The organism is Streptomyces sp. NPDC058653, from assembly GCF_042716895.1.
Lineage (GTDB): Bacteria > Actinomycetota > Actinomycetes > Streptomycetales > Streptomycetaceae > Streptomyces.
Genome location: NZ_JBHXRM010000016.1, coordinates 1 through 25,261, shown reverse-complemented (window position 1 = coordinate 25,261; position 25,261 = coordinate 1). Strand labels below are relative to the sequence as shown.

Genomic DNA, 25,261 nt, shown 5'->3' with positions numbered 1-25,261 from the left:
CCGCGATCCCGCCCGGACACTTCGGGACATGAGCACCGAGAACAAGAAGCTGGTCCTCACCTGCGTCGAGCTGTACGGGAAGGGCGACCTCGACGCGGTCGTACCTCTGCTGCGCGACGACTACGTCGATCACGGGCTGCCGTTCCGGACCGCCACGAGGGCGGACTGGCTGGCGAAGGCGCGGAAACTGCCCCTCGCCGAGCTGCGGATCGACATCCGTCGTCTGCTGGCCGAGGGCGACCACGTGACGATGTTCTCCCGGCGGTGGCTGCCCGCGGCCGGTCTCGACATCGCGGTCGCCGACGTCTTCCGTATCGAGGGCGGTCTGATCGCGGAGCGCTGGGAGGTCGTCGAACCGATCCCGCCGCAGGCTCCGAATCCGGTGGCGACCCTGTGAGCGAACGGCCCCGGCCCCGCCGCACGAGGACGGGGCCGGCGCTGCCGCACAAGGACGGGGCCGGGGCCGAGAACGGGCGCCCTCGGCCGGTGGTGAAGACTGAAGGCCATGGAGTTCCTCTGCTACCACCGCGACCGCCCCGGATCGATGCCCCTGCGCGACGAGCTGCTGGAGGCGCACTGGACCTACATGGACGGGTACGCCGAGGAGATGATCGCCCGCGGTCCCACGCTCGTGGACGACGAGACGTGCAGCGGCAGCGTGCACATCCTCGATCTGCCCGGCCCGGCCGCCGCCCGCGCCTTCGCCTTCGACGAGCCCGGCTACCAGGCCGGTGTCTACCGGGACGTGCTGCTGCGCCGGTGGCACAACGCGCTGGGCCGCACCATGTGGGAGTTCGCCGGCGGCCCCGAGGAGGGCCACCGGTTTCTGGTGCTCGGCCTCGGCGGTGGCCCGGCCGTCGACCTGGCAGTCCCGGCCAACCCCGAACTGATCGCGTACGGCCCGCTGATGTCCGACGACGACAGCACGTGGCTGGGTACGGCCGCGCTGCTGCGCGCCCCCGACGCGGCCACGGCCCGCGCGGTCCTCACCCCGGACGGCTACGCGGACATCGAGGTCCACCGGTGGCAGTTCGGCGGCCGTTCCTGACCGGGGCCGAAGCCGGGCCCGAGGCCGCTCCGGCGGATCTTCGCGGGGCCGGAACGCCCGCCACCGCACTTCGCCGCGTTGTCGGACGCGTCCGGTCACGTCCGTTACGAGGACGGTCCTCCGCCTCGCGACGCACCGCGCCGCACCGGACGCCCCCGGGCCGATCCACGAGGATCCGCCGGAGGGGGCCCGCGGACACGCCCTAGCCCCGGCGCGCGTTGAGGCGGGCCGCCTTGCGGGTCAGATGGTCGCGTTCGGCCAGGTTGGGCGCCCCCCGGGCCGCCTCCGCGTACAGCCGCGCGGCCAACGCCAGGTCGCCGTCCCGCTCGTGGAGGTACGCCGCCACGGCGGTGTGCCGGGGCAGGGAGTCGTCGAGGGCGGCGAGCGCCACCAGACCGGCGCGCGGCCCGTCGGCCTCGCCCACCGCCACCGCGCGGTTGAGCCGGACGACCGGGTTGTCGGTGAGGCGCGTGAGCTCGTCGTACCACTCGACGATCTGCACCCAGTCCGTCTCCTCCGCGCGCTGCGCGTCCGCGTGCAGCGCCGCGATCGCGGCCTGCGCCTGGAACTCGCCCAGCCGGTCGCGGGCGAGTGCCGCCTGGAGGATCGCGACCCCCTCCGCGATCGCCCTGGTGTCCCACCGGGCCCGGTCCTGCTCGGCCAGCGGCACCAGACTCCCGTCGGACGCGGTCCTCGCCTCCCGCCGGGCGTGGTGGAGCAGCATCAGCGCGAGCAGTCCCGAGACCTCGGGGTGGTCGATCGCGGCGGCCAGCTGCCGGGTGAGCCGGATGGCCTCCGCCGAGAGGTCGACGTCGCCGGAGTAGCCCTCGTTGAAGACCAGGTACAGCACGCGCAGCACGGTCGCGACGTCGCCGGGCCGGTCGAACCGCACCCCCGAGACGGTCCGCTTGGCGCGGCTGATGCGCTGCGCCATGGTCGCCTCGGGCACCAGGTACGCGGCGGCGATCTGGCGGGTGGTGAGACCGCCGACGGCGCGCAGCGTGAGGGCGACGGCGGACGCCGGGGTCAACGACGGGTGCGCGCACAGGAAGTAGAGCTGGAGCGTGTCGTCCACCTCGGACGCCGGCCCGGGCGCGGGCTCCTCCTCGACGACCTCCTCACGGCGGCGGCGCGCGGTGTCCGCCCGGGTCGCGTCGAGGAACCGGTGCCAGGCCACGGTGACCAGCCAGCCCTTCGCGTCCCGCGGAGGGTTGTCCGGCCAGACCACCGCCGCCTGGAGCAGCGCGTCCTGTACGGCGTCCTCCGCCGCCGCGAAGTCGGCTCCGCGGCGGACGAGGACGGCGAGCACACTCGGCGTGAGGCTCCGGACCAGGGCCTCGTTCATCGATGCGGGCACTCCGTGACGGTGGGGTGCTCGGCCAGGAACGGACGCAGCTCCAGCCACTCGTGGATCGGCCTGCCACCCGCGCCGGGGGCGGCCGACAGCTCCCCGGCCAGCTCGACGGCGCGCTCGTAGCTGTCGACGTCGATGATCATCCAGCCGGCGATGACGTCCTTGGTCTCGGCGAACGGCCCGTCGGTGACCGGCGGGCGGCCCTCGCCGTCGTACCGGACGAACGTCCCCTCGGGGGCGAGCGCCTTGCTGTCGACGAACTCGCCGGTCTCTTCGAGCCGCGCGGCGAAGTCGCTCATGTACGTCACGTGCGCGGTGATCTCCTCGGGGGTCCACTTGTCCATGGGGACGTCGTTGACCGCCGCGGGGGCGCCACGGTAGTGCTTGAGCAGCAGGTACTTGGCCATGGTGTCTCTCCTCACTGGTGCGGCCCATTCTGACCGCGTTCCCACCAGGGACGGAGCCGGCCCCACCTTCTCGACATCCCCGCGGAACTTTTCTCCGCGGGGATGTCACGGCCCCCGGCTCAGACCAGGTGGTCGAACTCGCCGGCCTTCACGCCGAGCAGGAACGCGCGCAGCTTGTCGCGGTCGGTGGCGACGACGGTCTCCGGCGCCTCGCTCTCGCGGAGCAGGATCCGGCCGTCGACGGCGGCCAGTTCGACGCACTGGATCTCGGCGTCGGATCCCGAGAACGAGGACTTCTGCCAGTTGATGGGGCTGCTCATGATCGGTGGCTCGCCTTCTCTGAGTGTCGCGGTGTGTGGGGTGCGTTCGGTGCGGTACGAGGGCGAGTCGGCGCGCAGAGGGGCGTGGAACATGTGATGCGGGTGGGCGGTCCACTCCCGCCGGGCGCCGCCGCCTTCGGCCTGACCGAGGGCCCGGCCGAGGGCCCAACTGGGGGCGCGTCTCTGCTCGCTGGATGGCAGCGTGGACGCGAGGTCCCGGATGGATGACCCGGGTCTGTCGGATCGCCTCGGCAGGGGTACGTGCCGAGTGGCGCCCGGCCCTCTCGATGTCCGGGCCCGTGGCGCAGGGTGAACGGTACGTGACCCGCCGGCACGAGCAGTGGATCTCACCAACCGGGCATGGCGAAGCCGTGGGCCGGTCAGGACATGGACCGGGCCCGGCGCCGAGTGGAGAGGCGCCGGGCCCGGGATCGTGCCGAGAGGGAGTTACGCCGCGTCGATACGCGCGATGCTGCCGCCGAGGGCGAGCACGTACAGCTCACCGTCGCCGCCCTGGACGAACGAGATGACCTCGCCGCCGTTGACCCCGAGGTCGCCCTGGCCGGTGACGGCGCCGTTCTCGATCTTCAGGGTGCGGACCGTGCCGTCGCAGTAGTCGCTGTAGACGTACTGCCCCTGGAGGTCGGGGATCGCGTCGCCCCGGTAGACGAATCCGCCGGTGACCGAGCAGCCCAGGCCGTTGCGGTCGTACTCGTGCACCGGCGGGACGTGGTTCGCGGGCTCCGTGCCGCCGCGGAAGGGGTGGGTGCCCTCCATCGAGGCCCAGCCGTAGTTCTCGCCGCCGCCGCTGTTCGCGGAGGCCCAGTCGATCTCCTCCCAGTCGCTCTGGCCGACGTCGCCGATCAGCATGTCGCCCGTGCCCGAGTCGAAGGAGAAGCGCCACGGGTTGCGGAGCCCGTACGCCCAGATCTCGTCCTTCGCGTTCGGGTCGTCCACGAACGGGTTGTCGGAGGGGATCGCGTAGGGCTCGCCGCCGGTCGGGTCGATCCGGAGGATCTTGCCGAGCAGGGTGTCGAGGTTCTGGCCGTTGCCCTGCGGGTCGCCGCCCGAGCCGCCGTCGCCGAGCGCGATGTACAGATAACCGTCGGGGCCGAACTTGATGTCACCGCCGTTGTGGTTCTCGAACGGCTGCGTCTGCGTGATGACCGTGCGCCGTGTGTCCGGCCGGAGTTCGCCGTTCTCCACGGCGATCTCGTCGATGGTGGTGGTGCCCTCAAGATTCGTGAACGAGAGGTAGAAGTGCGCGAACTCCTTGTCGAACGCGATGCCCAGCAGGCCGCGTTCGCCGTCGGTCGTGGTCTCGTCGGAGATGTCGAGGACGGTCTCGCCGAGCCCCTGGTCGTTCAGGACCCGTACGGTGCCCGCGCGTTCGGCTATCCAGACCGTGTCGTTGGGACCGGCGGCGCCGGCGGTGGGGTTCTGGGCCGTCGCCACTTCCGTCAGCACGACCTCGGCGGCCGTCTGACGCGGGGCGGTGGGCTCGTCGGCGGACGCCGAGCCCAGGGCGAGGGAACCGATGAGGCAGATGGTGCCGAGGATCGCCGAGCTTCTGGTGCGTACTTTCACCGTGACCTCCTGGAGGCGGCGAATGGGGGGAAACCAGGCTGCTTGGACAGAGTTGTCAAGGGTGTCGCCCGGCCAGCACGCAACCTGGGTGGGGGGATTGAGTGCCACTGGCCACGCACGAGGCTACAGAGACAGGAGTGTTCTGGCCTAGACCAATACCGGTTCTTTTGTTCTCCGCCCCTGGCCGACGGGCCCCTCCCGCGCCCACCACCCGGACCGCCCCCGCACCCCACCCCCGCGCCCACTACCCTGGGAGGTCGACGTATCCGTCCCGCAGCAGGAGTGAAATGGCCGTCAATCTGGTCAATGTCGAGGCAGTCACCAAGGTGTACGGCACCCGTGCGCTGCTCGACGGTGTCTCCCTCGGTGTCTCCGAGGGGGACCGGATCGGGGTCGTCGGACGCAACGGAGACGGCAAGACCACCCTCATCCGGATGCTCGCCAAACTGGAGGAGGCCGATACCGGACGCGTCACGCACAGTGGCGGGCTCCGGCTCGGAGTGCTCACCCAGCACGACTCGCTCGATCCCGAGGCCACCGTCCGGCACGAGGTCATCGGCGATCTCGCGGACCACGAGTGGGCCGGTGACGCCAAGATCCGCGACGTGCTCACCGGGCTGTTCGGCGGGCTGGACATGGCCGGGTTCCCCCAGGGGCTCGACACGGTCATCGGCCCGCTCTCCGGTGGCGAGCGCCGCCGGATCGCGCTCGCCAAGCTGCTCATCGCCGAGCAGGACGTGATCGTCCTCGACGAGCCGACGAACCACCTCGACGTCGAGGGCATCTCCTGGCTCGCCCGGCATCTGCGCGAGCGCCGGTCCGCGCTCGTCGTCGTGACCCACGACCGGTGGTTCCTGGACCAGGTCTGTACGCGGATGTGGGACGTACAGCGCGGCGCGGTGCACGAGTACGAGGGCGGCTACTCCGACTACGTCTTCGCCCGCGCCGAACGTGAGCGCATCGCCGCCACCGAGGAGTCCAAGCGGCAGAACCTGGTGCGCAAGGAGCTGGCCTGGCTGCGCCGCGGCCCGCCGGCCCGTACCTCCAAGCCGCGCTACCGCATCGAGGCCGCCAACGAGCTGATCGCGGACGTGCCGCCGCCCCGCGACACCTCCGCGCTGATGAAGTTCGCCAACGCGCGCCTCGGCAAGACCGTGTTCGACCTGGAGGACGTGACCGTCCAGGCCGGGCCGAAGGTGCTGCTCAAACATCTGACCTGGCAGCTCGGCCCCGGCGACCGGATCGGTCTCGTCGGCGTCAACGGCGCGGGCAAGACCTCCCTGCTGCGCGCGCTCGCCGAGGCTGCCCGTACCCAGGGCGAGGTCCAGCCGACGGCCGGGAAGGTGGTCGTCGGACGGACCGTCAAGCTGGCGTATCTGTCGCAGGAGGTCGGTGAACTCAAGCCCACCCTGCGTGTGTTGGAGGCCGTCCAGCAGATCCGCGACCGGGTCGACCTCGGCAAGGGGCGGGAGATGACGGCCGGCCAGCTCTGCGAGCAGTTCGGCTTCGGCAAGGAGAAGCAGTGGACGCCGGTGGGCGATCTCTCCGGCGGTGAGCGGCGCAGGCTCCAGATCCTGCGGCTGCTGATGGACGAGCCCAACGTCCTCTTCCTGGACGAGCCGACGAACGACCTCGACATCGAGACGCTCACCCAGCTGGAGGACCTGCTCGACGGCTGGCCCGGCTCGATGGTCGTCATCAGCCACGACCGGTTCTTCATCGAGCGGACGACGGACAAGGTGTACGCGCTCCTCGGCGACGCCGCCCTGCGCCATCTGCCGCGCGGTATCGACGAGTACCTCGAACGCAGGCGCCAGGTCGTCGAGTCGGCGGCCCCCGCCCCCGCGCGCCCGGGCGGAACGCCGGCGCCGGCCGCCGCCGCGCCCGCCGCGTCCGCGAAGGACAACCGCGCCGCGAAGAAGGAACTCCAGCGGATCGAGCGGCAGCTGGACAAGATGTCGACGCGTGAGACCGCCCTTCACGGACAGATCGCCGAAAGTGCCACGGACTTCGACAAGGTGGCGAAACTCGACAGCGAGCTGCGTGAACTCGTCGCCCAGCGCGATGAGTTGGAGATGCGCTGGATGGAGCTCGCCGAGGACGCGTAGAGGTCCGGTACAGACCTCGTAACAACAGCATCACGGGCCGGTCCTCCCTTGGGAACAGGGGCGGACCGGCCCCTCCCGTACAGGGGTGCGAGTGATACAAAGAAGCCCCGCTCGACTGACGTGACACTGCGGATCCCAAGCCCGAATCGCTCCTTCCGGTGGCCCCGGCCGGCTCTCGACTGCCGGCGCCGGGCCGTCCGCCGGAATCGCGGGGGAGACCGACCGGACGAAGGGACCGTACGACAAGGGGGAAGCGCTGATGACCCAGCCGCCCAGCCAGCCACCGCCGCCGGGACAGCAGCCGGGCCAACAGCCGGGATACGGCTACCCGCAGGGACCGCCGCAGAGCGAGCCCGGGTACGGGTATCCGCAGCAGACACCGCCGGTCCCGGGACAGCCGCCGACGCAGCCGGGCCCCTACAACCAGCCCGGTCCGTACGCTCCCCAGCCGGGCCAGCCCGGTCCCTACGGTCAGCAGCCCGGCCCGTACAACCAGCCCGGCCCCTACGGTCAGCAGCCCGGTCCCTACGGCTCCCAGCCCAACCCGTACGGCGGCGGTGGCGGCGGCTACCCGCCCCAGCAGTTCCCCGGCGCGCCCGTCCCGCCCCCGGGCGGCGGCAGCGGCGGCGGCAACTTCTTCCGGCGCAAGCCCGGCATCGTCATCGCGGCGGCCGTCGCGGGCCTGCTCGTCGTCGGCGGCGGCACCTGGTTCGCCCTCAGCGGTGACGACGAGGGCGGTGGGAAGAAGAACGTCAGCAAGGAGAAGGACGCCAAGCCCACCGGTGAGTCAGTCCCGGACGACGGCGACGGCACCGGCGGCGGACGCGAGGCGCAGGACGACCTCAACGCCGGGCGCAAGGACGGCGAGTCGAGGGTCCTCTGGCTCCAGAAGAACGATGTCGACCTGCCGAAGAACGGCGCCGACGTGTACGGGCCGTGGTTCGCCGGCGATGTCGTCGTCAAGGCCATGTACAAGAAGATGGTCGGCTACGGCGCCGCCGACGGTAAGCAGAAGTGGAGCCTCACCCTGCCCGCCGAGGCGTGTGCCGCGCCCTCGCTGCCCACGGACGACGGCAAGATCGTCATCGCGATCAAGGACGGGGTCTCGGAGAAGGCCGACTGCAACGTCCTCCAGCAGGTCGACCTCAAGACCGGCAAGGGCGGCTGGAAGCAGGAGGTCAAGCAGGCGGGCAACTGGGACTTCCTCTCCGACATCACCCTCGCGATCAACGGCTCCACGGTGACCGCGGCCCGTACCGGCCATGTCAACGCCTACCGGATGAGCGACGGCAAGGAGCTCTTCGACGAGGTGCCCGGCAACTGCCAGCCCAACGCCATCGCCAGCGGCCCCCGGATGATCGCCGCCGAGACGTGCCCCGGCGGTGACATCGACAAGCAGCAGAACCAGGTGCAGGAGCTCGACCCGGCCACCGGCAAGGCCCGGTGGACGTACAAGCTCAAGACGAACTGGGAGCTCGACAAGGTCTATTCGAGCAACCCGATCGTCCTGTCGCTGACCGAGCCCGACAAGAAGTCCTGGGCCATCGTCGCGCTCAACGACAACGGCACGGTGCGCTCGCAGATCGACGGCGGCAAGGACAAGTTCCAGCCCAACTGCGGTGGAAGCTTCATCGTCTTCGGCGCCAACCTGGACGGCTGCACCGGTATCGCCGCCGACGCCGACACCTTCTACATGGCGACCGAGCCGAGCGAGACGGGCTCGGCCGGCACCAACGAGGTCATCGCCTTCAACCTCGCGACCGGCAAGGCCAAATGGCGTGCCAAGGCTCCGTCCGAGCGCGTCATGACGCCGCTGCGGATGGAGGGTGCCAATGTGGTCCTCTACTTCGAGCCGTCGTACGACAAGGGCGGCGCGATCGCGACCCTGGCCCCGACCGGAGGCTCGCCCAAGGTGCTCCTGCAGAATCCCGAGTCCACGTCAGAGATCGAGAACTCCTTCTACTCCTCCGAACTGGACTACGTGGACGGGCGGTTCTACGTCACCAGCAGCCGGGTCAGCGCCACCGACGACAAGGCCGAGATGGAGACGAAGACCATGATGGCGTTCGGCAAGTGATGAGCTTCTCGCAGCTGAGCCGCCTCCGGGCGACGCGCCTTCCGGCCGCCTCCGTCTCCCCCTCCGTACTCGCACTCATTTCGAGGTAAGCACGCCATGACCCAGCCACCCCAGCCGCCCAACGAGCCCCCGCAGGGAGGGTTCGGCCAGCCGCAGGAGCCGCCGGCCGGTGGCTTCGGCGCGCCGACCGAGCCGCCCCCCGGTGGCTTCGGCGCCCCGACCGAGCCGCCCCCCGGTGGCTTCGGCGCCCCGACGCCGCCGCCCCAGCAGCCCGGTTACGGCTACCCGCAGCAGCCGCCCGGCCAGCCGCAGTACGGCTATCCGCAGCAGCCACCGGGCCAGCCCGGTTACGGCCAGCCGCAACAGCCCCCGGGACAGCCGCAGTACGGGTATCCGCAGCAGGGCCAGCCCCAGTACGGGTACCCGCAGCAGCCGGGCCAGCCGTTCCAGCCCGGTCCCGGCGGGCCCGGTGCCCCCGGCGGCAAGAAGATCAGCACACAGGCGCGGATCATCATCGCCGCGGTCGTCGCCGTCGTCCTGATCGTCGGCGGTGGCGTCTACGTCGCCTCCAGCGGTGACGACAAGAAGGACGAGGCAAAGACGTCCGACGGCAAGGGCGGCGACAAGGACGAGAAGTCCCTCGGGGGCGGTGACGAGAAGCCGCCGTCCAACACCAAGTCGAAGGTCGCCTTCCAGCTGCCGCAGCCCAAGGTCGGCGACATCACCGATGTGTCGGGCTCGTGGATCACCGACAAGGCGTACGTCAAGACCGGTGTGAACCAGATCGTCGGCTACGACCCGGACATGGGCAAGCAGCTCTGGACCATCCCGCTGCCCGGCCAGGTCTGCGCCGCCTCCCGGCACACCACCGAGGACGACAAGACGGCCGTCCTCTTCGCCGCGAGCAAGCCGACCGCCGCGGACAAGTACGTCTCCTGCACCGAGGTCGGCGCGGTCGACCTCGACGCCGGCAAGCTGCTCTGGACCAAGTCGGCGACGGGCGGCAACGCCGGTGACGACAAGGCCAGCTTCAACGAGGTCACCCTCAGCGGGAAGACCGTCGCCGTCGGCGGCACCGACGGCGGCGCGGCCTGGGACCTCACCTCCGGCGACAACCTGTGGAAGCCCGAGGTCAACGCCGAGGGCTGCTACGACATGGGGTACGGCGGCGGCCCCGGGCTCGTCGCGGCCCGCAAGTGCGGCTCGTACGACGACCCGACGGTGCTCATCCAGAACGTGAACCCGGCCGACGGGGCGCCGATCTCCGAGTTCAAGATGCCCGCGGGCGTCGAGTACGTGTCGGTCGTCTCCACCAAGCCGCTCGTCGTCGCGGCCGACGTCGGCGACACCGCCGGTGACGGCAGTGGTATCTCGGACTTCTTCTCCATCGACGAGAAGACCGGCAAGCTGCGCGCCAAGATCCCCGTGGACGCGGACAGGTACGCGGGCCGGTGCGGTTCCACGGAGGTCGAGCAGTGCAGCAAGCTCGCCGTCGGCAACGACCGGATCTATGTGCCGACCGAGGAGCACGAGGGCACCGGCGACGACTACGGCCAGACCAACGAGATCGTCTCCTTCGACCTCGCGACGGGCAAGGCCACCACCGACCGGGCCGACGCGGGTGAGCGTTACGCGATGTACCCGCTGCGCATGGACGGGTCGAACATCATCGCGTACAAGTGGCCCCCCTACGACAAGGGCGGACAGATCGTCTCCATCGACGGCGGCTCCTTCAAGGAGACGCTGCTGATGGAGAACCCGAGCGAGGAGTCCGTCCGCGAGGCCGAGACCAGCTTCTCGCTGGACGGCGCCGAGGTCCGTTACGGCGGTGGCCGGATGTACACGTCGGAGACGCTGATCAGCGAGCCGAGCGAGTACAGCAAGGACCGCAAGGAGTACCTCGTGGTGGCGTTCACCACGAACTAGCCGGATCCTTCGACGCCGGGCGGGCTCCGGGAGAGCCCGCCCGGCGTCCACCTGTGGCGGGGACGCGCCGAATAAGCGGCGAATTCGACAAGTGGGCGTCTTCTTGCACGTATGGGGGTTCGCGACCACGGCCGAGCGTGTAGCTTGCCGGGTCAGGGTCTGCGTTCGGATCGAGCCCGGCAAGATCCGGACGACTGATCCCAAGGGGGGCCGGGGGGCCCGGAGCCGGCGGGGATGGGGTTGCTCGATGGGCGTACGGCTCATGGTGGTTGACGACCACCGACTGCTCGCCGAGGCACTGGCCTCGGCTCTGAAACTGCGCGGGCACCGGGTGCTCGCCGCCGCGGCGCCCACGGCGGGCGCCGCCGACCTGGTCGTGAGCCGGGCGCCCGAGGTGTGTCTCATGGGGACCGCCGCGCCCGCCGAGCCCGGCGCCTTCGACCCGATCGTACGGATCAGGCGCGAACGGCCGCAGGTGGCGGTCCTGGTGCTGGGGCCGGTGCCGAGCCCCCGGGGCATAGCCGCCGCCTTCGCGGCGGGGGCCTGCGGCTACGTACGGCACGACGAGCGCATCGAGGGTGTCGAGCGGGCCATCGTGAAGGCGCGGGCGGGCGACGCGGCGGTGGCGCCGGGGCTGTTGCAGGGCGCGTTCACCGAGCTGCTGAACCCGGTGGCCCAGCCGGACGACGAGGGGCAGCGGCTGCTGCGGATGCTCACCCCGCGCGAGATCGAGGTGCTGGTGCGGGTCGCCGAGGGGGAGGACACCCGGCTGATCGCCGCCGGTATGGGCATCGCGCCGAGCACCGCGCGTACGCATGTGCAGCGGGTCCTGATGAAGCTGGGGGTCGGCTCCCGGCTGGAGGCAGCGGCGCTGGCCGCGCGGACGGGGCTGCTGGACCGGGCGGCCGTCACCGTCCTGCCGGACGGGCCGCCGGACACGTCGAAGGGGCCGGACACCACGTACGAGTGAGTACGTGACGCCCGGCCCCTCAGACTTCGTCCCTCGCCCTTCACCCGGCTTCTCGCCGAGTGCGGCGCGGGCGGCGGCTACTTCTCGGGTCCGGCCCCGTCCGTCGCGGCGGCCGGCGGGGGTATCTCCACCGGGCGCAGCTTCATCCAGCCGAGGAAGAACAGGCCGAGCGCCAGCATCGCCAGCCCCGTCCAGAGGTTGATGTTGACGTTCTCGGCCTTCTTCATGTCCGCGTCGGAGACGAGGACACCGGCGACGGTGACGATCACCCCGTACACCGTGAACAGGCCGCCGATGATGAGACGGATGTCGAACAGGCGGGCCGCCGTGGCGGACCTGCCTTCCAGTTCGGAGACTTCTTTGTGCAGGTCGGACATGGTGTGTGCCTCCGCTTCGGTCAGAAGGAGTACGGGACGTAGCAGAGCGCGGCGATGACGATCGCGCCCCAGCCGAGCAGGGCGGGCTTGCGGTACCACGCGTCGTCGCCCTCGGCGGGTGCCTCCGACATGCCGGGCGATGTCGTCCCGTAGACCAGGCCCGCGAGTTCGGCCTCCGGCTTCGGGGCGGTGAACAGGGTGACGGCGACCATCACGACGGCGCCGGCGACGAAGCCGACGATCGCGGAGACGAAGTTGGCGCCCTGGTCGCTGGGGATGTCGATGACGCCCTGCTTGTAGATCCAGAAGTAGTTGACCATCGCCGCCGTCGTCCCGGCGACCAGCCCCCAGGCGCCGGACTTCATCGAGGCCCGCTTCCAGAACATGCCGATGATGAAGACCACGAACATCGGCACGTTGAAGAAGGAGAACAGGGTCTGGAGGTAGCTCATGATGTTGGAGAAGCTGGCGGCGATGAACGCCGTGCCTATGGAGGCCAGTACACCGATCGCGGTGATCAGCCGTCCGAAGCGCAGGTAGTAGGTGTCCTCCCGGTCCTTCACCACGTACTTCTGCCAGATGTCGGTGGTGAAGACGGTGTTGAAGGACGACACGTTCGCCGCCATGCCGGCCATGAAGGCGGCCATCAGACCCGTGACGGCGATCCCGAGCACACCGTTGGGCAGCAACTCCTGCATCAGCAGGGGGATCGCGTCGTTGTACGTCAGGTCTGAGCCCGCCGTGCCTATCTTCGGCACGATCACGGCGGCGACCAGGCCCGGGATCATCACGAGGAAGACGATGAAGATCTTCGGGAACGCGGCGATCAGCGGGGTGCGCTTGGCGGCCGAGAGGTTCTTGGCGGAGAGCGCGCGCTGCACCTCGGCGAAGTTCGTCGTCCAGTAGCCGAAGGAGAGCACGAAGCCGAGTCCGAGGATGATCGTCAGCCAGTTCGCGCCGAGCGGGTTGGCGTCGCCGATGCCCGTACCGCCCCAGGCGCTCAGGAAGTTCTCACCCTTGCTCGCGGTCAGCGAGTCGCTCAGCCCGTCCCAGCCGCCGACCCGCTTGAGTCCGAGGACGGTGAGCGGGATGAGCGCGGCGAGGATGACGAAGAACTGGAGCACCTCGTTGTAGATGGCGGACGACAGACCGCCGACGGTGATGTACGCGAGGACGAAGAACCCGGCGACGACGATCGAGACCCACTGGGGCCAGCCGAGCAGGGCCTCGACCACGATCGACAGGGCGTACAGATTGACGCCCGCGATCAGGATGGCGGCGAAGGCGAAGAGGACCGAGCTGAGCAGATGCGCCGATTTGTCGAAGCGCTGGAGCAGGAACTCGGGGACCGAGCGCACCTTGGAGCCGTAGTAGAACGGCATCATCACCAGGCCGAGGAAGACCATGGCGGGGATGGCGCCGATCCAGTACCAGTGCACGACGGCCACGCCGTACTGGGCGCCGGTCGCGGCCATACCGAGGATCTCGGTCGCGCCGAGGTTGGCGGCGACGAACGCGAGGCCGGTCACCCAGGCCGGCAGTGATCTGCCGGAGAGGAAGAAGTCCAGGCTCGTCTTGACGCTGGCCCGGGCGGCGAAGCCGATGCCGAGGACGACGATGAAGTAGATCGCCAGGATCGTGTAGTCGAGGCCGTTGGTGGGGAGCCGAAGCCCTTCGGCGAGGTAGTACGTGGGGGACTGCATGGGGGTACCCGCTTCTTCGCGTGAACGTAACTCGGAAGTCAGTCGGAACTTACGCCTGTCATTACTACGCCTGTCATTACAGATACTGAACACTTTTGATGGTGTTCTTTGTTCGATCGTGATCGAGTGAAGCGCACGTTGACGTGCGTGTGGGCTCGTGGTTAGTTATGTTTAGTTCTGTTGAGGTGATGCGGTTCGGACCCGAAGGGTCCGGGCGGGCCCGGAGGAAGATCGATGAAGAAGACGGTGACGGCGCTCGCCGACGGCCGGGAGCTGATCTACTACGACTCCCGTGACGACGCCGTGCGCGAGGCCGTGGACCGGCGGCCCCTCGAACCCGTCGCCACCACCTCCGAGATCCGGCACGACCCGCTCCGCGGCGACTCGGTCGCCATCGCCTCGCACCGCCAGGGCCGCACGTACCATCCGCCGGCCGGCCAGTGCCCGCTGTGTCCCACCGACGCGGCCCTGGACAGATTCAGCGAGATCCCCGACCGCGACTACGACGTCGTCGTCTTCGAGAACCGCTTCCCGTCCCTCGCCGGGGACGCGGGCCGCTGCGAGGTCGTCTGCTTCACCTCGGACCATGACTCCTCCTTCGCCGATCTCACCGCGGAACAGGCCGCCCTCGTCCTTGGCGTATGGACCGACCGCACCGCCGAACTCGCCGAACTTCCGCAGGTGGAGCAGGTGTTCTGCTTCGAGAACCGCGGGCCCGAGATCGGGGTGACCCTTGGTCATCCGCACGGGCAGGTCTACGCGTACCCCTTCGTCACGCCCCGAACCGAACGGATGTTCCGCTCGGTGGCAGAGCACCGGGCGGCGACCGGGGGCAACCTCTTCGACGACGTGCTGGCCCGCGAACGCGCGGCGCGGCGGGTGGTCCTGGCGGGCGAGCACTGGGTGGCCTTCGTGCCCCACGCGGCGCACTGGCCCTACGAGGTGCACCTCTACCCGCTGCGGCGGGTGCGGGACCTGCGGGAGCTGGACGAGGGCGCGCGGGCGGAGTTCCCCGGGATCTATCTGGAGCTGCTGCGGCGCTTCGACCGGATCTTCGGCGAGGGCGAGCCGCCGACGCCGTACATCTCCGCCTGGCACCAGGCGCCGTTCCGTGCCGCCGGACGGGCGGACTTCGCCCTCCACCTGGAACTTTTCACCATTCGCCGGACGTCGGGCAAATTGAAGTTCCTCGCGGGATCCGAATCGGGCATGGACGTCTTCATCAACGACGTGCCGCCGGAGACCGCGGCCCGGAGACTGCGAGAGGTAGCGAGCACGTGAGTGGCAAGTATCTGGTTACAGGCGGCGCGGGTTACGTCGGCAGCGTGGTCGCCACGCATCTGCTGGAGGCCGGGCACGAGGTGACCGTGCTCGACGACCTCTCCACCGGCTTCCGCGAAGCGGTCCCGGCGGAGGCGGAGTTCATCGAGGGACGGGTGCACGACGCGGCCAAGTGGCTCGACCCCTCCTACGACGCGGTCCTGCACTTCGCCGCGTCGTCCCAGGTCGGCGAGTCCGTCGCCAGACCGGAGAAGTACTGGGACAACAATGTCGGCGGATCGATGGCGCTGCTGGACGCCATGCGTTCGGCCGAGGTCCGCACGCTCGTCTTCTCCTCGACCGCGGCGACGTACGGCGAGCCCGTCTCCTCGCCGATCACCGAGACCGACCCCACCGCGCCCACCAGCCCCTACGGCGCCAGCAAGCTCGCGGTCGACCATATGATCGCCGGCGAGTGCGTGGCGCACGGGCTGGCCGCGGTCTCGCTGCGGTACTTCAACGTCGCGGGCGCGTACGGGAGTTACGGCGAGCGGCACGAGCCCGAGTCGCATCTGATCCCGCTCGTCCTCCAGGTCGCCGCCGGGACGAGGGAGTCGATCTCCGTGTACGGGGAGGACTACCCGACCCCGGACGGCACGTGCGTGCGCGACTACATCCATGTCGCCGACCTCGCCGACGCCCATCTGCTCGCGCTGAAGGCCGCGGCCGGCGGGGAGCACCTGATCTGCAACCTGGGCAACGGCAGCGGGTTCTCCGTCCGTCAGGTCATCGAGACCGTCCGTCAGGTCACCGGGCACCCGGTGCCGGAGGTCGTGGCCGCGCGCCGGCCCGGCGACCCGGCGGTCCTGGTCGCCTCCGCCGCGACGGCCCGCGAGCGGCTGGGCTGGAGCCCGAGCCGCTCCGACCTGGCGGGGATCGTGGCGGACGCGTGGGCGTTCGCCCGTCGAGAGGAGACAGACAGGTGAGCAGTGCGGAGAGCGGCCCGGCCGTCGCGCCCGAGGCGGTCGCGGCACGGTTCGAGGAGCTGTACGGCGCGGCGCCCGAGGGTGTCTGGGCGGCGCCCGGCAGGGTGAACCTGATCGGCGAGTACACCGACTTCAACGACGGCTTCGTGATGCCGCTCGCGCTGCCGCACACCGCGGTCGCGGCGGTGTCGCGCCGGACGGACGGGGTCCTGCGGGTGCACTCGGCGGACGCGCCCGGCGGAGTGGTGCGCCTTACGCCCGACGAACTGGTGCCGCTCTCCGACAGGGGCTGGGCCGCGTATCCGGCGGGCGTGGTCTGGGCGCTGCGCGAGGCGGGGCACGTGACGACCGGCGCGGACATCCATCTCACCTCGACCGTGCCCACCGGCGCGGGGCTCTCGTCGTCGGCGGCGCTGGAGGTCGTGACCGCGCTCGCGCTCAACGACCTGTACGAACTCGGCCTGTCGGCACCGGAGTCGGCGGTGCTCGCCCAGCACGCGGAGAACGACTTCGTCGGAGTCCCCTGCGGGATCATGGACCAGATGGCGTCCGCCTGCTGCACCGAGGGCCACGCGCTGCACCTCGACACCAGCGACCTCTCGCAGCGCCAGGTCCCCTTCGACCTGGCCGCCGTCGGACTCCAACTGCTCGTCGTCGACACCCGGGTGAAGCACGCCCTGGGAGACGGCGCGTACGCGGAGCGACGCGCCGGGTGCGAGACCGGCGCGCGGGCGCTCGGCGTGCGCACGCTGCGTGAAGTGGAGTACGCGCATCTGCCCGACGCACTGGACCGGTTGGCGGGCGAGGCCCCGAACGTACGACGTTATGTCCGCCATGTCGTGAGCGACAACCACCGGGTGGAACAGGTCATGGCCCTGCTCGACGCGGGCGAGGTCCGCGCGGTGGGCCCGGTCCTGATCGAGGGCCACACCTCGCTCCGCGACGACCTTCGGGTCTCCTGCGACGAACTGGACCTGGTGGTGTCCACGGCGGTCGAGGCGGGCGCGCTCGGCGCCCGGATGACGGGCGGCGGCTTCGGCGGCTCGGCGATAGTCCTGGTGGAGACGGCGGACGCGGAGACGGTGACGAAGGCGATTCTGGAGTCCTTCGCGACGGCGTCCCACCCCGCCCCCCGCGTCTTCCCGGCGATCCCGTCGCGGGGCGCGCACCGGCTGGCCTGAGACACGGCACGGCCTCCGGCCGGGGGCCCTCACCCGGGGCGGTTCGGCCGGTCCGTCAGGTCAGGCGCTTGGTGAAGAGGTACTCCGTGACTCCCGGCGGGTAGTCCGGGATGTGGCCCGCCAGGTCGTAGCCCTGGCGGCGGTAGAACGCGGGGGCCTGGAAGTCCCAGGTCTCCAGGCGGGCGTGGAGGCAGCCGCGGGTGCGGGCCAGTACCTCCGCCTCCGCGAGGAGGCGGGTGCCGAGGCCCGTGCCGCGGTGCGCGTCGTCGACCCAGAGCAGGTCGACATGGAGCCAGCGCGCCCAGGTGTGCGCGGCGACGCCGCCCGCCAGCGCGCCCGTCGACTCGTCCATCAGCCACACGTGCAGCGGGACTTCCTCGTCCTCGGCGGACCCCCGGAGCTCCCGAAGGACCGGTGAACGGACGGTGTTGTTCTCCCGCATCCGCTCGCCCAGCAACGCGCGTCGTTCTTTGTCGACTTCTGTCTCGATACGAAACATGCGCCTCACCCTAACGGGACGCCCGTCGATCAGTTCTGTAAATAGTCTTCCGCTCCCGGCGCCCGCCCGTACGCTGATGCACAGCACCGGTGGGGGCCGGTGCTGATCAGGGAAGCGAGACAGTCGGGTACGACGCCCGGGGTGGGATGGGGCAGCCGCACGGCGGCGGCCGTGGCGGCACAGTGTCCACGCGACACGATCCCAGACCTCTCCGGGCGCCGTACCCGCGTCGTCCGCGCCCCGACATCTGGGGGTGTCAATTGGTCCGTATCCGAGTTCTCGTGGTGGACGACCACCGCATATTCGCCGAGTCGCTGGCAGCCGCCCTCGCGGCGGAGCCGGACGTGGACGTCGCCGCCGCCGGCAGCGGCCCCGCGGCGCTGCGGTGTCTTGAGCGGGCGGCGTCCGAGGGCCGCAAGTACGACGTGCTGCTGGTCGACGCCGATCTCGGCATCGCGGCGGGGCCGGGCAGCGGCGGCGGCCCGGTGGCGCGCGCCGTCCCGGACAACGGCGACGCCGGTCTCGGCCTCGTCGACGGCATCTCGCTGGTCGCGGGCGTGCGCTCGGGGCAGCCGTCCGTGCGCTGCGTCGTCCTCGCGGAGAAGGACGACCCGGGCCGCGCGGCACTCGCGCTCCAGGCCGGCGCGTCCGGCTGGGTCGCCAAGGACTGCTCGCTGCAACGGCTGCTGGCCGTGATCAGGGGCGTCCTGCGCGACGAGACGCATCTGCCGCCCGCGCTGCTCACGAAGGTGCTGCGGGAGCTGACCGCCGCCCGTAAGCACCGCACGGACAGCGAGCGCCTCGTCGACTCGCTGACACCACGCGAACTGGAAGTGCTGCGCTGCATGGTGGCGGGCCTGGGGCGCAAGGCGGTGGCCGAGCGCCTCTTCCTCTCCCCGCACACGGTCCGTACGCATATGCAGAACGTGCTCGGAAAGCTGGGCGTGCACTCGACGCTGGCCGCGGTCGCGCTGGCCCGCCGTGCCGGAGTGGGCCCGGCGGACCTGGACGGGTCGGACGCGGTACGGGTCGGTTAGGGCGGGCGCGACCGGCCCGGTGTCAGCCCGGGATGTTGTCGAACGGCGCGGTCAACCGGCGCAGCAGCGCGGCCAGTTCTCCGCGCTGACCGCGTGAGAGCTCCGCCAGGATCGCCCGTTCCTGGGCGAGCAGCCCCGCCAGCGCCTGGTCCGCGCGGTCGCGCCCCTCGGGGGTGAGCCGGACGAGCACCCCGCGCCGGTCGCTGGGGTCGGGCAGCCGCTCGACCAGGTCCTTCTTCGCCAGCCGGTCGATGCGGTTGGTCATCGTGCCCGAGGTGACCAGGGTCTGGGTGAGCAGCTGGCCGGGGGAGAGCTGGTACGGCGCGCCGGCCCGGCGCAGCGAGGTGAGGACGTCGAACTCCCACGGCTCCAGACTGTGCTCGGAGAACGCGAGCCGCCGGGCCCGGTCGAGATGGCGCGCCAGCCTGCTGACGCGGCTGAGCACCTCCAGGGGCTCCACGTCGAGGTCCGGGCGCTCCCGGCGCCATGCTGCGACCAGACGGTCGACCTCGTCCTCCATGACGATCAGTGTAAAGGGTCCCTCGACATGAAGTCTCTTGACGTCAAGATATACTTGGAGGCACGCTTGGGCATGGTCGGGCGCGGACGGCATTCCGCCCTCCCGATCCGTATCCCGAAGGGGCTTCACACATGCGTTCGACAGCGAGTCCGGCGACGAATCCCGCGTCCGGCCGGGCGGCCACCTCCCCGCCGACCTGGGACCCCGGGCAGTATCTCCACCACTCCCAGCACCGCACCCGTCCGTTCCTGGATCTGCTGGGCCGGATCCCCGAGCTCCCGGTCGGGAACCGGCCCGCACGGATAGCGGACATCGGCTGCGGCCCCGGCAACGTCACGGCGCTCCTCGCCGACCGGTGGCCCACCGCCCACATCACCGGCCTCGACCTCTCCCCCGAGATGCTGGCCGAGGCGGAGAAGAAGTACGCGGGCCCCACGCCCGGCGGCGGCCGGCTGGACTTCCGGCCCGCCGACGCCGCCGATTGGACCCCCGACGAGCCCTACGACCTGATCGTCTCCAACGCCGCGCTCCAGTGGGTCCCGAACCACGCCGCATCCTTCCCGGCCTGGATCGACGCCCTCACCCCCGGCGGCACCTTCGCCTTCCAGGTCCCCGGCAACTTCACCGCCCCCAGCCACGCGCTGCTGGGCGAACTCTGCGAGACCCCGCGCTGGAGCGGCCGCCTCGACACCCACGGCCGGCGCTTCGTCCACATCCTGGACCCGGCCGACTATCTGGTCCGCCTCACCGACCTCGGCTGCACGACGGACGCCTGGGAGACCACGTATCTCCAACTGCTCTCCGGCGAGGACCCCGTGCTGGACTGGGTCAAGGGCACCGCCCTGCGGCCCGTCCTCACGGAGCTCGCCGACGACCCGCGGGCGGCGGCGGAATTCCTCGACCAGTACGGCGACCTGCTGCGCAAGGCGTATCCGCCCGGCCCGCACGGCACCGTGTTCCCGTTTCGGCGGATCTTCGCCGTGGCGAGAAGGCCGCTGTGACGGCCGCCCGCTCCTGCGTCCTCGGTACGACCTCGCACCGATGACCGGCACGCGGGTCCGGACACACCGGGACGACACGGTCTCGTAGCGTCCCGGTGTCGTCCGCGGCGGGCGCCCGCTGTCAGGGGCCCGGCTCAGACCTTGCGGTGTCCTATCAACCGCGGCTTGGCCTCCAGATTGCCCAGGCCGTGCCACGCCAGATTCACCAGATGCGCCGCGACCTCGTTCTTCTTCGGACGGCGGGTGTCCACCCACCACTGGCCCGTGAGCGCCACCATCCCCACCAGGGCGTGGGCGTACAGCGGGGCCAGCTTCGCGTCGAAGCCGCGGGCCTTGAACTCCATGCCGAGGATGTCCTCGACCTGTGTGGCGATGTCACTGATCAGTGAGGCGAACGTGCCGGTCGACTGCGCCACCGGCGAATCGCGGACCAGGATACGGAAACCGTCCGTGTACTCCTCGATGTAGTCGAGGAGCGCGAACGCCGCCTGCTCGCAGAGCTCGCGCGGATGACCGGCCGTGAGCGAACTCGTCACCATGTCGAGCAGCTGGCGCATCTCACGGTCGACCACGACCGCGTACAGCCCCTCCTTGCCGCCGAAGTGCTCGTAGACCACCGGCTTGGAGACGCCCGCCTTCGAGGCGATCTCCTCCACCGACGTGCCCTCGTAGCCCTTCTCGGCGAACAGGGTGCGGCCGATGTCCAGCAGTTGCTCGCGACGCTCCTTGCCGGTCATCCGCACCCGGCGCGAGCGCCTGGGCGCTGCGGAGGTCCGGCTCTTGTCGGTGTCGCTCTTACCGCCGTCGATCGCCACGTTGCCAATCATGCCGCGTTGGGATGGTCAATTTTCCGTCGGGCGTTCACCCGTCCGGCGTCGGGCCACCGCACGCTGTGCACCCAGCCGAACACCTCGAACCACCGGATCAGCCTGGCACTGGAGTCGATCTGACCCCGCAGCACTCCGTGCCGGGCGCTCGTCGGGTCCGCATGGTGCAGGTTGTGCCATGACTCGCCACAGGACAAGACCGCCAGCCACCAGACATTGCCCGACCGGTCACGCGACTTGAACGGACGCTTGCCCACCGCGTGACAGATCGAGTTGATGGACCACGTGACATGGTGCAGCAGCGCCACCCGCACCAGCGAGCCCCAGAAGAACGCCGTGAACGCGCCCCACCACGACATCGTCACCAGCCCGCCGACGAGCGGCGGCAGCGCCAGCGACACGAAGGCCCACAGCAGGAACTGCTTCGAGACCCGCCGGATCGCCGGGTCCCTGATCAGATCCGGCGCGTACTTCTGCTGCGAGGTCTGCTCCTCGTCGAAAAGCCAGCCGATGTGCGCCCACCACAGGCCCTTGAGCAGCGCGGGAAGCGTCTCGCCGAACCGCCACGGCGAGTGCGGGTCGCCCTCCGCGTCCGAGAACCTGTGGTGCTTGCGGTGATCGGCGACCCAGCGGACCACCGGACCCTCCACCGCCATCGACCCGGCCACGGCCAGCGCGATCCGCAGCGGACGCGCCGCCTTGAAGGAACCATGGGTGAAATAGCGGTGGAAGCCGACCGTGATGCCGTGGCAGCCGATGAAATACATGGCGACGAGCAGGCCCAGATCGAGCCAGCTCACGCCCCAGCCCCAGACCAGCGGAACGGCGCCGAGCAGGGCGAGGAAAGGCACCACGATGAAGAGCAGGAGCGTGATCTGCTCCAGCGAGCGTTTGCTCTCCCCGCCGAGCGTGGCGGAGGGAACGGAGTCGGCGAAGGGAATGGAGGAACCGTCCGGCGCAGGCTGGGCCTGTGAGGAGTCGCCGAGAACGTCAGGGCTTGTCGACATGGGTGTGTCCCCTGGAAGTGTGGAATGCGGCATTCTGCCCGTCTACGGGCGCGTAACTTACGGCAACGTAAGTATGGCAGCGGGAAGGCACGCGACAAGGGGCCTGTGGATAACGACGCGCGAAGGCCACCTATCCTTGTGACGTCGGACAGCGCGGTCCGGTCGAACAATCTCTCCAGAACCTCTCCTCCCGACGTGCTCGAACACTGCAAGGAGCCGCACCTGTGAGCAGTGCCGACCAGACACCGACCGCCGCCGGATCGACCGCCGACCGGCCGTTCCCCGCCGAGGGCACCGTGACCGAGAGCAGCACGACCGCCAACGTGGAGCTGCGCTCCGACATCCGCCGGCTCGGCGACCTCCTGGGCGAGACACTCGTACGCCAGGAAGGACCCGAACTCCTCGAACTCGTCGAGCGTGTCCGCGCCCTCACCCGTGAGGACGGCGAGGCAGCCGCCGCGCTGCTCGGCGACACCGACCTGGAGACCGCCGCGAAGCTCGTCCGCGCCTTCTCCACCTACTTCCACCTCGCCAACGTCACCGAGCAGGTGCACCGAGGCCGCGAGATGCGCGAGCGCCGGGCCGCCGAGGGCGGGCTCCTCGCCCGTACCGCCGACCGTCTCAAGGACGCCGACCCCGAGCATCTGCGCGCCACCGTCAAGAACCTCAGCGTGCGCCCCGTCTTCACCGCGCACCCCACCGAGGCCGCGCGCCGCTCGGTGCTGAACAAGCTCCGGCGGATCGCCGAGCTGCTCGAAGCCCCCGTCATCGCCGCCGACCGGCGCCGCCACGACCTGCGGCTCGCCGAGTCGATCGACCTGATCTGGCAGACCGACGAACTGCGCGTCGTACGGCCCGAGCCCGCCGACGAGGCCCGCAACGCCATCTACTACCTCGACGAACTCCACGCCGAGGCCGTCGGCGACGTCCTGGAGGACCTCGTCGCCGAACTGGAGCGCGTCGGCGTCGAACTGCCCCCCGGCACCCGCCCCCTCAGCTTCGGCACCTGGATCGGCGGCGACCGCGACGGCAACCCGAACGTCACCCCCTCCGTCACCTGGGAAGTGCTGATCCTCCAGCACGAACACGGCATCACCGACGCGCTGGAACTCATCGACCAGCTGCGCGGCCAGCTCTCCAACTCCATCCGGTACGCCGGCGCCACCCAGGAACTCCTGGACTCGCTCGCCACCGACCTGGACCGGCTCCCCGAGATCAGCCCCCGCTACAAGCGCCTCAACGCCGAAGAGCCGTACCGCCTCAAGGCCACCTGCATCCGGCAGAAGCTCGTCAACACCCGCGAGCGCCTCGCCAAGGGCACCGCGCACAATCCGGGCCGCGACTACCTCGGCACCTCGCAGCTCCTCGAAGACCTCACCCTCATCCAGACCTCCCTGCGCTCCCACCGCGGCGGACTCTTCGCCGACGGCCGCATGGACCGCACCATCCGCACGCTCGCCGCGTTCGGGCTCCAGCTCGCCACCATGGACGTACGCGAACACGCCGACGCCCACCACCACGCGCTCGGCCAGCTCTTCGACCGCCTCGGCGAGGAGTCCTGGCGCTACGCGGACATGCCGCGCGAGTACCGGCAGAAGCTGCTCGCCAAGGAGCTGCGCTCCCGCCGCCCCCTCGCCCCCACCCCGGCGCCGCTGGACGCCGCGGGCGAGAAGACCCTCGGCGTCTTCCACACCGTCAAGCAGGCCTTCGAGCGCTTCGGCCCCGAAGTCATCGAGTCCTACATCATCTCCATGTGCCAGGGCGCCGACGACGTCTTCGCCGCCGCCGTCCTCGCCCGCGAGGCCGGACTCCTCGACCTGCACGCCGGCTGGGCGAAGATCGGCATCGTGCCGCTCCTGGAGACCACCGACGAGCTGCGCGCCGCCGACGTCATCCTCGACGAGATGCTGGCCGACCCCTCCTACCGCAGGCTCGTCTCCCTGCGCGGCGACGTCCAGGAGGTCATGCTCGGCTACTCCGACTCCTCCAAGTTCGGCGGCATCACCACCAGCCAGTGGGAGATCCACCGCGCCCAGCGCAGGCTCCGCGACGTCGCCCACCGCTACGGCGTGCGCCTGCGGCTCTTCCACGGCCGCGGCGGCACCGTCGGCCGCGGCGGCGGCCCCTCGCACGACGCGATCCTCGCGCAGCCCTGGGGCACCCTGGAGGGCGAGATCAAGGTGACCGAGCAGGGCGAGGTCATCTCCGACAAGTATCTGATCCCCGCCCTCGCCAGGGAGAACCTGGAACTGACCGTCGCCGCCACCCTCCAGGCGTCGGCGCTGCACACCGCGCCCCGCCAGTCCGACGAGGCGCTCGCCCGCTGGGACGCGGCCATGGACACCGTCTCGGACGCCGCCCACAGCGCGTACCGCGGTCTCGTCGAGGACCCCGACCTGCCCGCGTACTTCTTCGCGGCCACCCCCGTCGACCAGCTCGCCGACCTGCACCTGGGCTCACGCCCCTCCCGGCGCCCGGACTCCGGCGCCGGACTCGACGGGCTGCGCGCCATCCCCTGGGTCTTCGGCTGGACGCAGTCCCGGCAGATCGTCCCCGGCTGGTACGGGGTCGGCTCCGGCCTCAAGGCGCTGCGCGAGTCCGGTCTCGACCCGGTCCTGGACGAGATGCACGAGCACTGGCACTTCTTCCAGAACTTCCTGTCCAACGTCGAGATGACCCTCGCCAAGACCGACCTGCGGATCGCCAGGCACTACGTCGACACCCTCGTGCCCGACGAGCTCAAGCACGTCTTCACCGCCATCGAGACCGAGCACGCGCTGACGGTGCAGGAGGTCCTGCGCATCACCGGGAACGAGAAGCTCCTCGGCTCCAACCCGGTGCTGCGGCAGACGTTCGCCATCCGCGACGCCTACCTCGACCCGATCTCCTACCTCCAGGTCTCGCTGCTCGCGCGCCAGCGCGCGGCGGCGGCCCGCGCGGAGGCACCGGACCCGCTGCTCTCGCGGGCGCTGCTGCTGACCGTGAACGGGGTGGCGGCGGGGCTGCGCAACACCGGCTGACCGGGAGTCCGTACAACGTACGAGCGCCGGACAGGTCCCCGGGACC

Annotated in this window: 22 protein-coding genes; 12 read left to right on the top strand and 10 right to left on the bottom strand. The window is 70.5% G+C overall.

Going from position 1 to position 25,261, the window contains the following annotated elements:
- The first annotated feature begins 28 nt into the window (after positions 1 to 28).
- Both ACFWU9_RS15955 and ACFWU9_RS15950 read left to right on the top strand, forming a co-directional pair.
- Positions 29 to 397 carry a nuclear transport factor 2 family protein gene (locus ACFWU9_RS15955; RefSeq protein ID WP_384318602.1) on the top strand — a complete coding sequence of 123 codons (369 nt, stop codon included), beginning with the start codon at positions 29 to 31 and terminating at the stop codon, positions 395 to 397.
- Positions 398 to 505: 108 nt separating this feature from the next.
- Positions 506 to 1,048, top strand: coding sequence for a YciI family protein (locus ACFWU9_RS15950; protein WP_384318599.1), 543 nt, complete (start codon positions 506 to 508; stop codon positions 1,046 to 1,048).
- A gap of 202 nt (positions 1,049 to 1,250) precedes the next feature.
- On the opposite strand, the gene ACFWU9_RS15945 is transcribed toward ACFWU9_RS15950, so the two are convergent.
- The 4 genes from ACFWU9_RS15945 to ACFWU9_RS15930 form a co-directional block, all read right to left on the bottom strand.
- The gene (locus tag ACFWU9_RS15945; RefSeq protein WP_384318597.1) at positions 1,251 to 2,393 is read right to left on the bottom strand and encodes an RNA polymerase sigma factor; all 1,143 of its coding nucleotides are present in this window, start codon (positions 2,391 to 2,393) and stop codon (positions 1,251 to 1,253) included.
- Entirely contained in the window at positions 2,390 to 2,809 is a 420-nt protein-coding gene (locus tag ACFWU9_RS15940; protein WP_384318595.1) for a YciI family protein, read from the bottom strand. Before ACFWU9_RS15940 ends, ACFWU9_RS15945 begins: the two co-directional genes overlap by 4 nt.
- Positions 2,810 to 2,928: 119 nt before the next feature.
- Positions 2,929 to 3,129, bottom strand: a complete 201-nt coding sequence (locus tag ACFWU9_RS15935) for a DUF397 domain-containing protein (protein ID WP_384318593.1) — start codon at positions 3,127 to 3,129, stop codon at positions 2,929 to 2,931.
- 447 nt (positions 3,130 to 3,576) lie between these two features.
- On the bottom strand, positions 3,577 to 4,716 hold the full coding sequence (locus ACFWU9_RS15930; RefSeq protein ID WP_384318591.1) for a PQQ-dependent sugar dehydrogenase: 1,140 nt from the start codon (positions 4,714 to 4,716) through the stop codon (positions 3,577 to 3,579).
- A 287-nt stretch (positions 4,717 to 5,003) separates the two neighbouring features.
- Here ACFWU9_RS15930 and ACFWU9_RS15925 point away from each other — a divergent pair, with 287 nt between their 5' ends.
- The 4 genes from ACFWU9_RS15925 to ACFWU9_RS15910 all read left to right on the top strand — a co-directional run bounded on the left by ACFWU9_RS15925 (position 5,004) and on the right by ACFWU9_RS15910 (position 11,797).
- Positions 5,004 to 6,824, top strand: coding sequence for an ABC-F family ATP-binding cassette domain-containing protein (locus ACFWU9_RS15925; RefSeq protein ID WP_384318589.1), 1,821 nt, complete (start codon positions 5,004 to 5,006; stop codon positions 6,822 to 6,824).
- Between the two features lie 259 nt (positions 6,825 to 7,083).
- Complete coding sequence (locus tag ACFWU9_RS15920) at positions 7,084 to 8,901, top strand: PQQ-binding-like beta-propeller repeat protein (protein WP_384318587.1); 1,818 nt, start codon at positions 7,084 to 7,086, stop codon at positions 8,899 to 8,901.
- Between the two features lie 96 nt (positions 8,902 to 8,997).
- Positions 8,998 to 10,827 carry a PQQ-binding-like beta-propeller repeat protein gene (locus ACFWU9_RS15915; protein WP_384318585.1) on the top strand — a complete coding sequence of 610 codons (1,830 nt, stop codon included), beginning with the start codon at positions 8,998 to 9,000 and terminating at the stop codon, positions 10,825 to 10,827.
- A 247-nt stretch (positions 10,828 to 11,074) separates the two neighbouring features.
- Positions 11,075 to 11,797: a LuxR C-terminal-related transcriptional regulator gene (locus tag ACFWU9_RS15910; RefSeq protein WP_384318583.1), complete on the top strand. Its 723-nt coding sequence runs from the start codon at positions 11,075 to 11,077 to the stop codon at positions 11,795 to 11,797.
- A gap of 77 nt (positions 11,798 to 11,874) precedes the next feature.
- On the opposite strand, the gene ACFWU9_RS15905 is transcribed toward ACFWU9_RS15910, so the two are convergent.
- Both ACFWU9_RS15905 and ACFWU9_RS15900 read right to left on the bottom strand, forming a co-directional pair.
- On the bottom strand, positions 11,875 to 12,174 hold the full coding sequence (locus ACFWU9_RS15905) for a hypothetical protein (protein WP_384318581.1): 300 nt from the start codon (positions 12,172 to 12,174) through the stop codon (positions 11,875 to 11,877).
- A 20-nt stretch (positions 12,175 to 12,194) separates the two neighbouring features.
- Positions 12,195 to 13,877 (bottom strand): sodium:solute symporter family protein, encoded by a 1,683-nt coding sequence (locus tag ACFWU9_RS15900; RefSeq protein WP_384318579.1) that lies wholly within the window; start codon positions 13,875 to 13,877, stop codon positions 12,195 to 12,197.
- Between the two features lie 234 nt (positions 13,878 to 14,111).
- On the opposite strand from ACFWU9_RS15900, the gene galT reads away from it, so the two are divergent.
- Genes galT through galK form a run of 3 tightly spaced genes read left to right on the top strand, consistent with a single transcriptional unit; the run spans position 14,112 to position 17,304 of the window.
- Positions 14,112 to 15,158, top strand: a complete 1,047-nt coding sequence (galT, locus tag ACFWU9_RS15895) for a galactose-1-phosphate uridylyltransferase (protein WP_384318577.1) — start codon at positions 14,112 to 14,114, stop codon at positions 15,156 to 15,158.
- The gene (gene galE, locus ACFWU9_RS15890; protein WP_384318575.1) at positions 15,155 to 16,123 is read left to right on the top strand and encodes a UDP-glucose 4-epimerase GalE; all 969 of its coding nucleotides are present in this window, start codon (positions 15,155 to 15,157) and stop codon (positions 16,121 to 16,123) included. The genes galT and galE overlap by 4 nt, the downstream gene beginning before the upstream one ends.
- A complete protein-coding gene (gene galK / locus ACFWU9_RS15885; protein WP_384318573.1) occupies positions 16,120 to 17,304 on the top strand; it encodes a galactokinase in 1,185 nt (394 codons plus the stop codon). The genes galE and galK overlap by 4 nt, the downstream gene beginning before the upstream one ends.
- Positions 17,305 to 17,359: 55 nt before the next feature.
- On the opposite strand, the gene ACFWU9_RS15880 is transcribed toward galK, so the two are convergent.
- Positions 17,360 to 17,803, bottom strand: a complete 444-nt coding sequence (locus ACFWU9_RS15880) for a GNAT family N-acetyltransferase (RefSeq protein ID WP_384318571.1) — start codon at positions 17,801 to 17,803, stop codon at positions 17,360 to 17,362.
- A 260-nt stretch (positions 17,804 to 18,063) separates the two neighbouring features.
- Here ACFWU9_RS15880 and ACFWU9_RS15875 point away from each other — a divergent pair, with 260 nt between their 5' ends.
- Positions 18,064 to 18,840: a LuxR C-terminal-related transcriptional regulator gene (locus ACFWU9_RS15875; protein WP_384318569.1), complete on the top strand. Its 777-nt coding sequence runs from the start codon at positions 18,064 to 18,066 to the stop codon at positions 18,838 to 18,840.
- 22 nt (positions 18,841 to 18,862) lie between these two features.
- On the opposite strand, the gene ACFWU9_RS15870 is transcribed toward ACFWU9_RS15875, so the two are convergent.
- The gene (locus ACFWU9_RS15870; RefSeq protein ID WP_189109571.1) at positions 18,863 to 19,360 is read right to left on the bottom strand and encodes a MarR family winged helix-turn-helix transcriptional regulator; all 498 of its coding nucleotides are present in this window, start codon (positions 19,358 to 19,360) and stop codon (positions 18,863 to 18,865) included.
- A gap of 131 nt (positions 19,361 to 19,491) precedes the next feature.
- On the opposite strand from ACFWU9_RS15870, the gene ACFWU9_RS15865 reads away from it, so the two are divergent.
- On the top strand, positions 19,492 to 20,361 hold the full coding sequence (locus tag ACFWU9_RS15865; RefSeq protein ID WP_384318566.1) for a trans-aconitate 2-methyltransferase: 870 nt from the start codon (positions 19,492 to 19,494) through the stop codon (positions 20,359 to 20,361).
- A gap of 134 nt (positions 20,362 to 20,495) precedes the next feature.
- Here ACFWU9_RS15865 and ACFWU9_RS15860 read toward each other — a convergent pair whose 3' ends face one another.
- Both ACFWU9_RS15860 and ACFWU9_RS15855 read right to left on the bottom strand, forming a co-directional pair.
- Positions 20,496 to 21,188 (bottom strand): TetR family transcriptional regulator, encoded by a 693-nt coding sequence (locus ACFWU9_RS15860; protein WP_384318564.1) that lies wholly within the window; start codon positions 21,186 to 21,188, stop codon positions 20,496 to 20,498.
- Entirely contained in the window at positions 21,185 to 22,195 is a 1,011-nt protein-coding gene (locus ACFWU9_RS15855; RefSeq protein WP_384318562.1) for an acyl-CoA desaturase, read from the bottom strand. Before ACFWU9_RS15855 ends, ACFWU9_RS15860 begins: the two co-directional genes overlap by 4 nt.
- A 224-nt stretch (positions 22,196 to 22,419) precedes the next feature.
- Here ACFWU9_RS15855 and ppc point away from each other — a divergent pair, with 224 nt between their 5' ends.
- Positions 22,420 to 25,215: a phosphoenolpyruvate carboxylase gene (gene ppc / locus ACFWU9_RS15850; protein WP_384318560.1), complete on the top strand. Its 2,796-nt coding sequence runs from the start codon at positions 22,420 to 22,422 to the stop codon at positions 25,213 to 25,215.
- Positions 25,216 to 25,261: the final 46 nt, after the last annotated feature.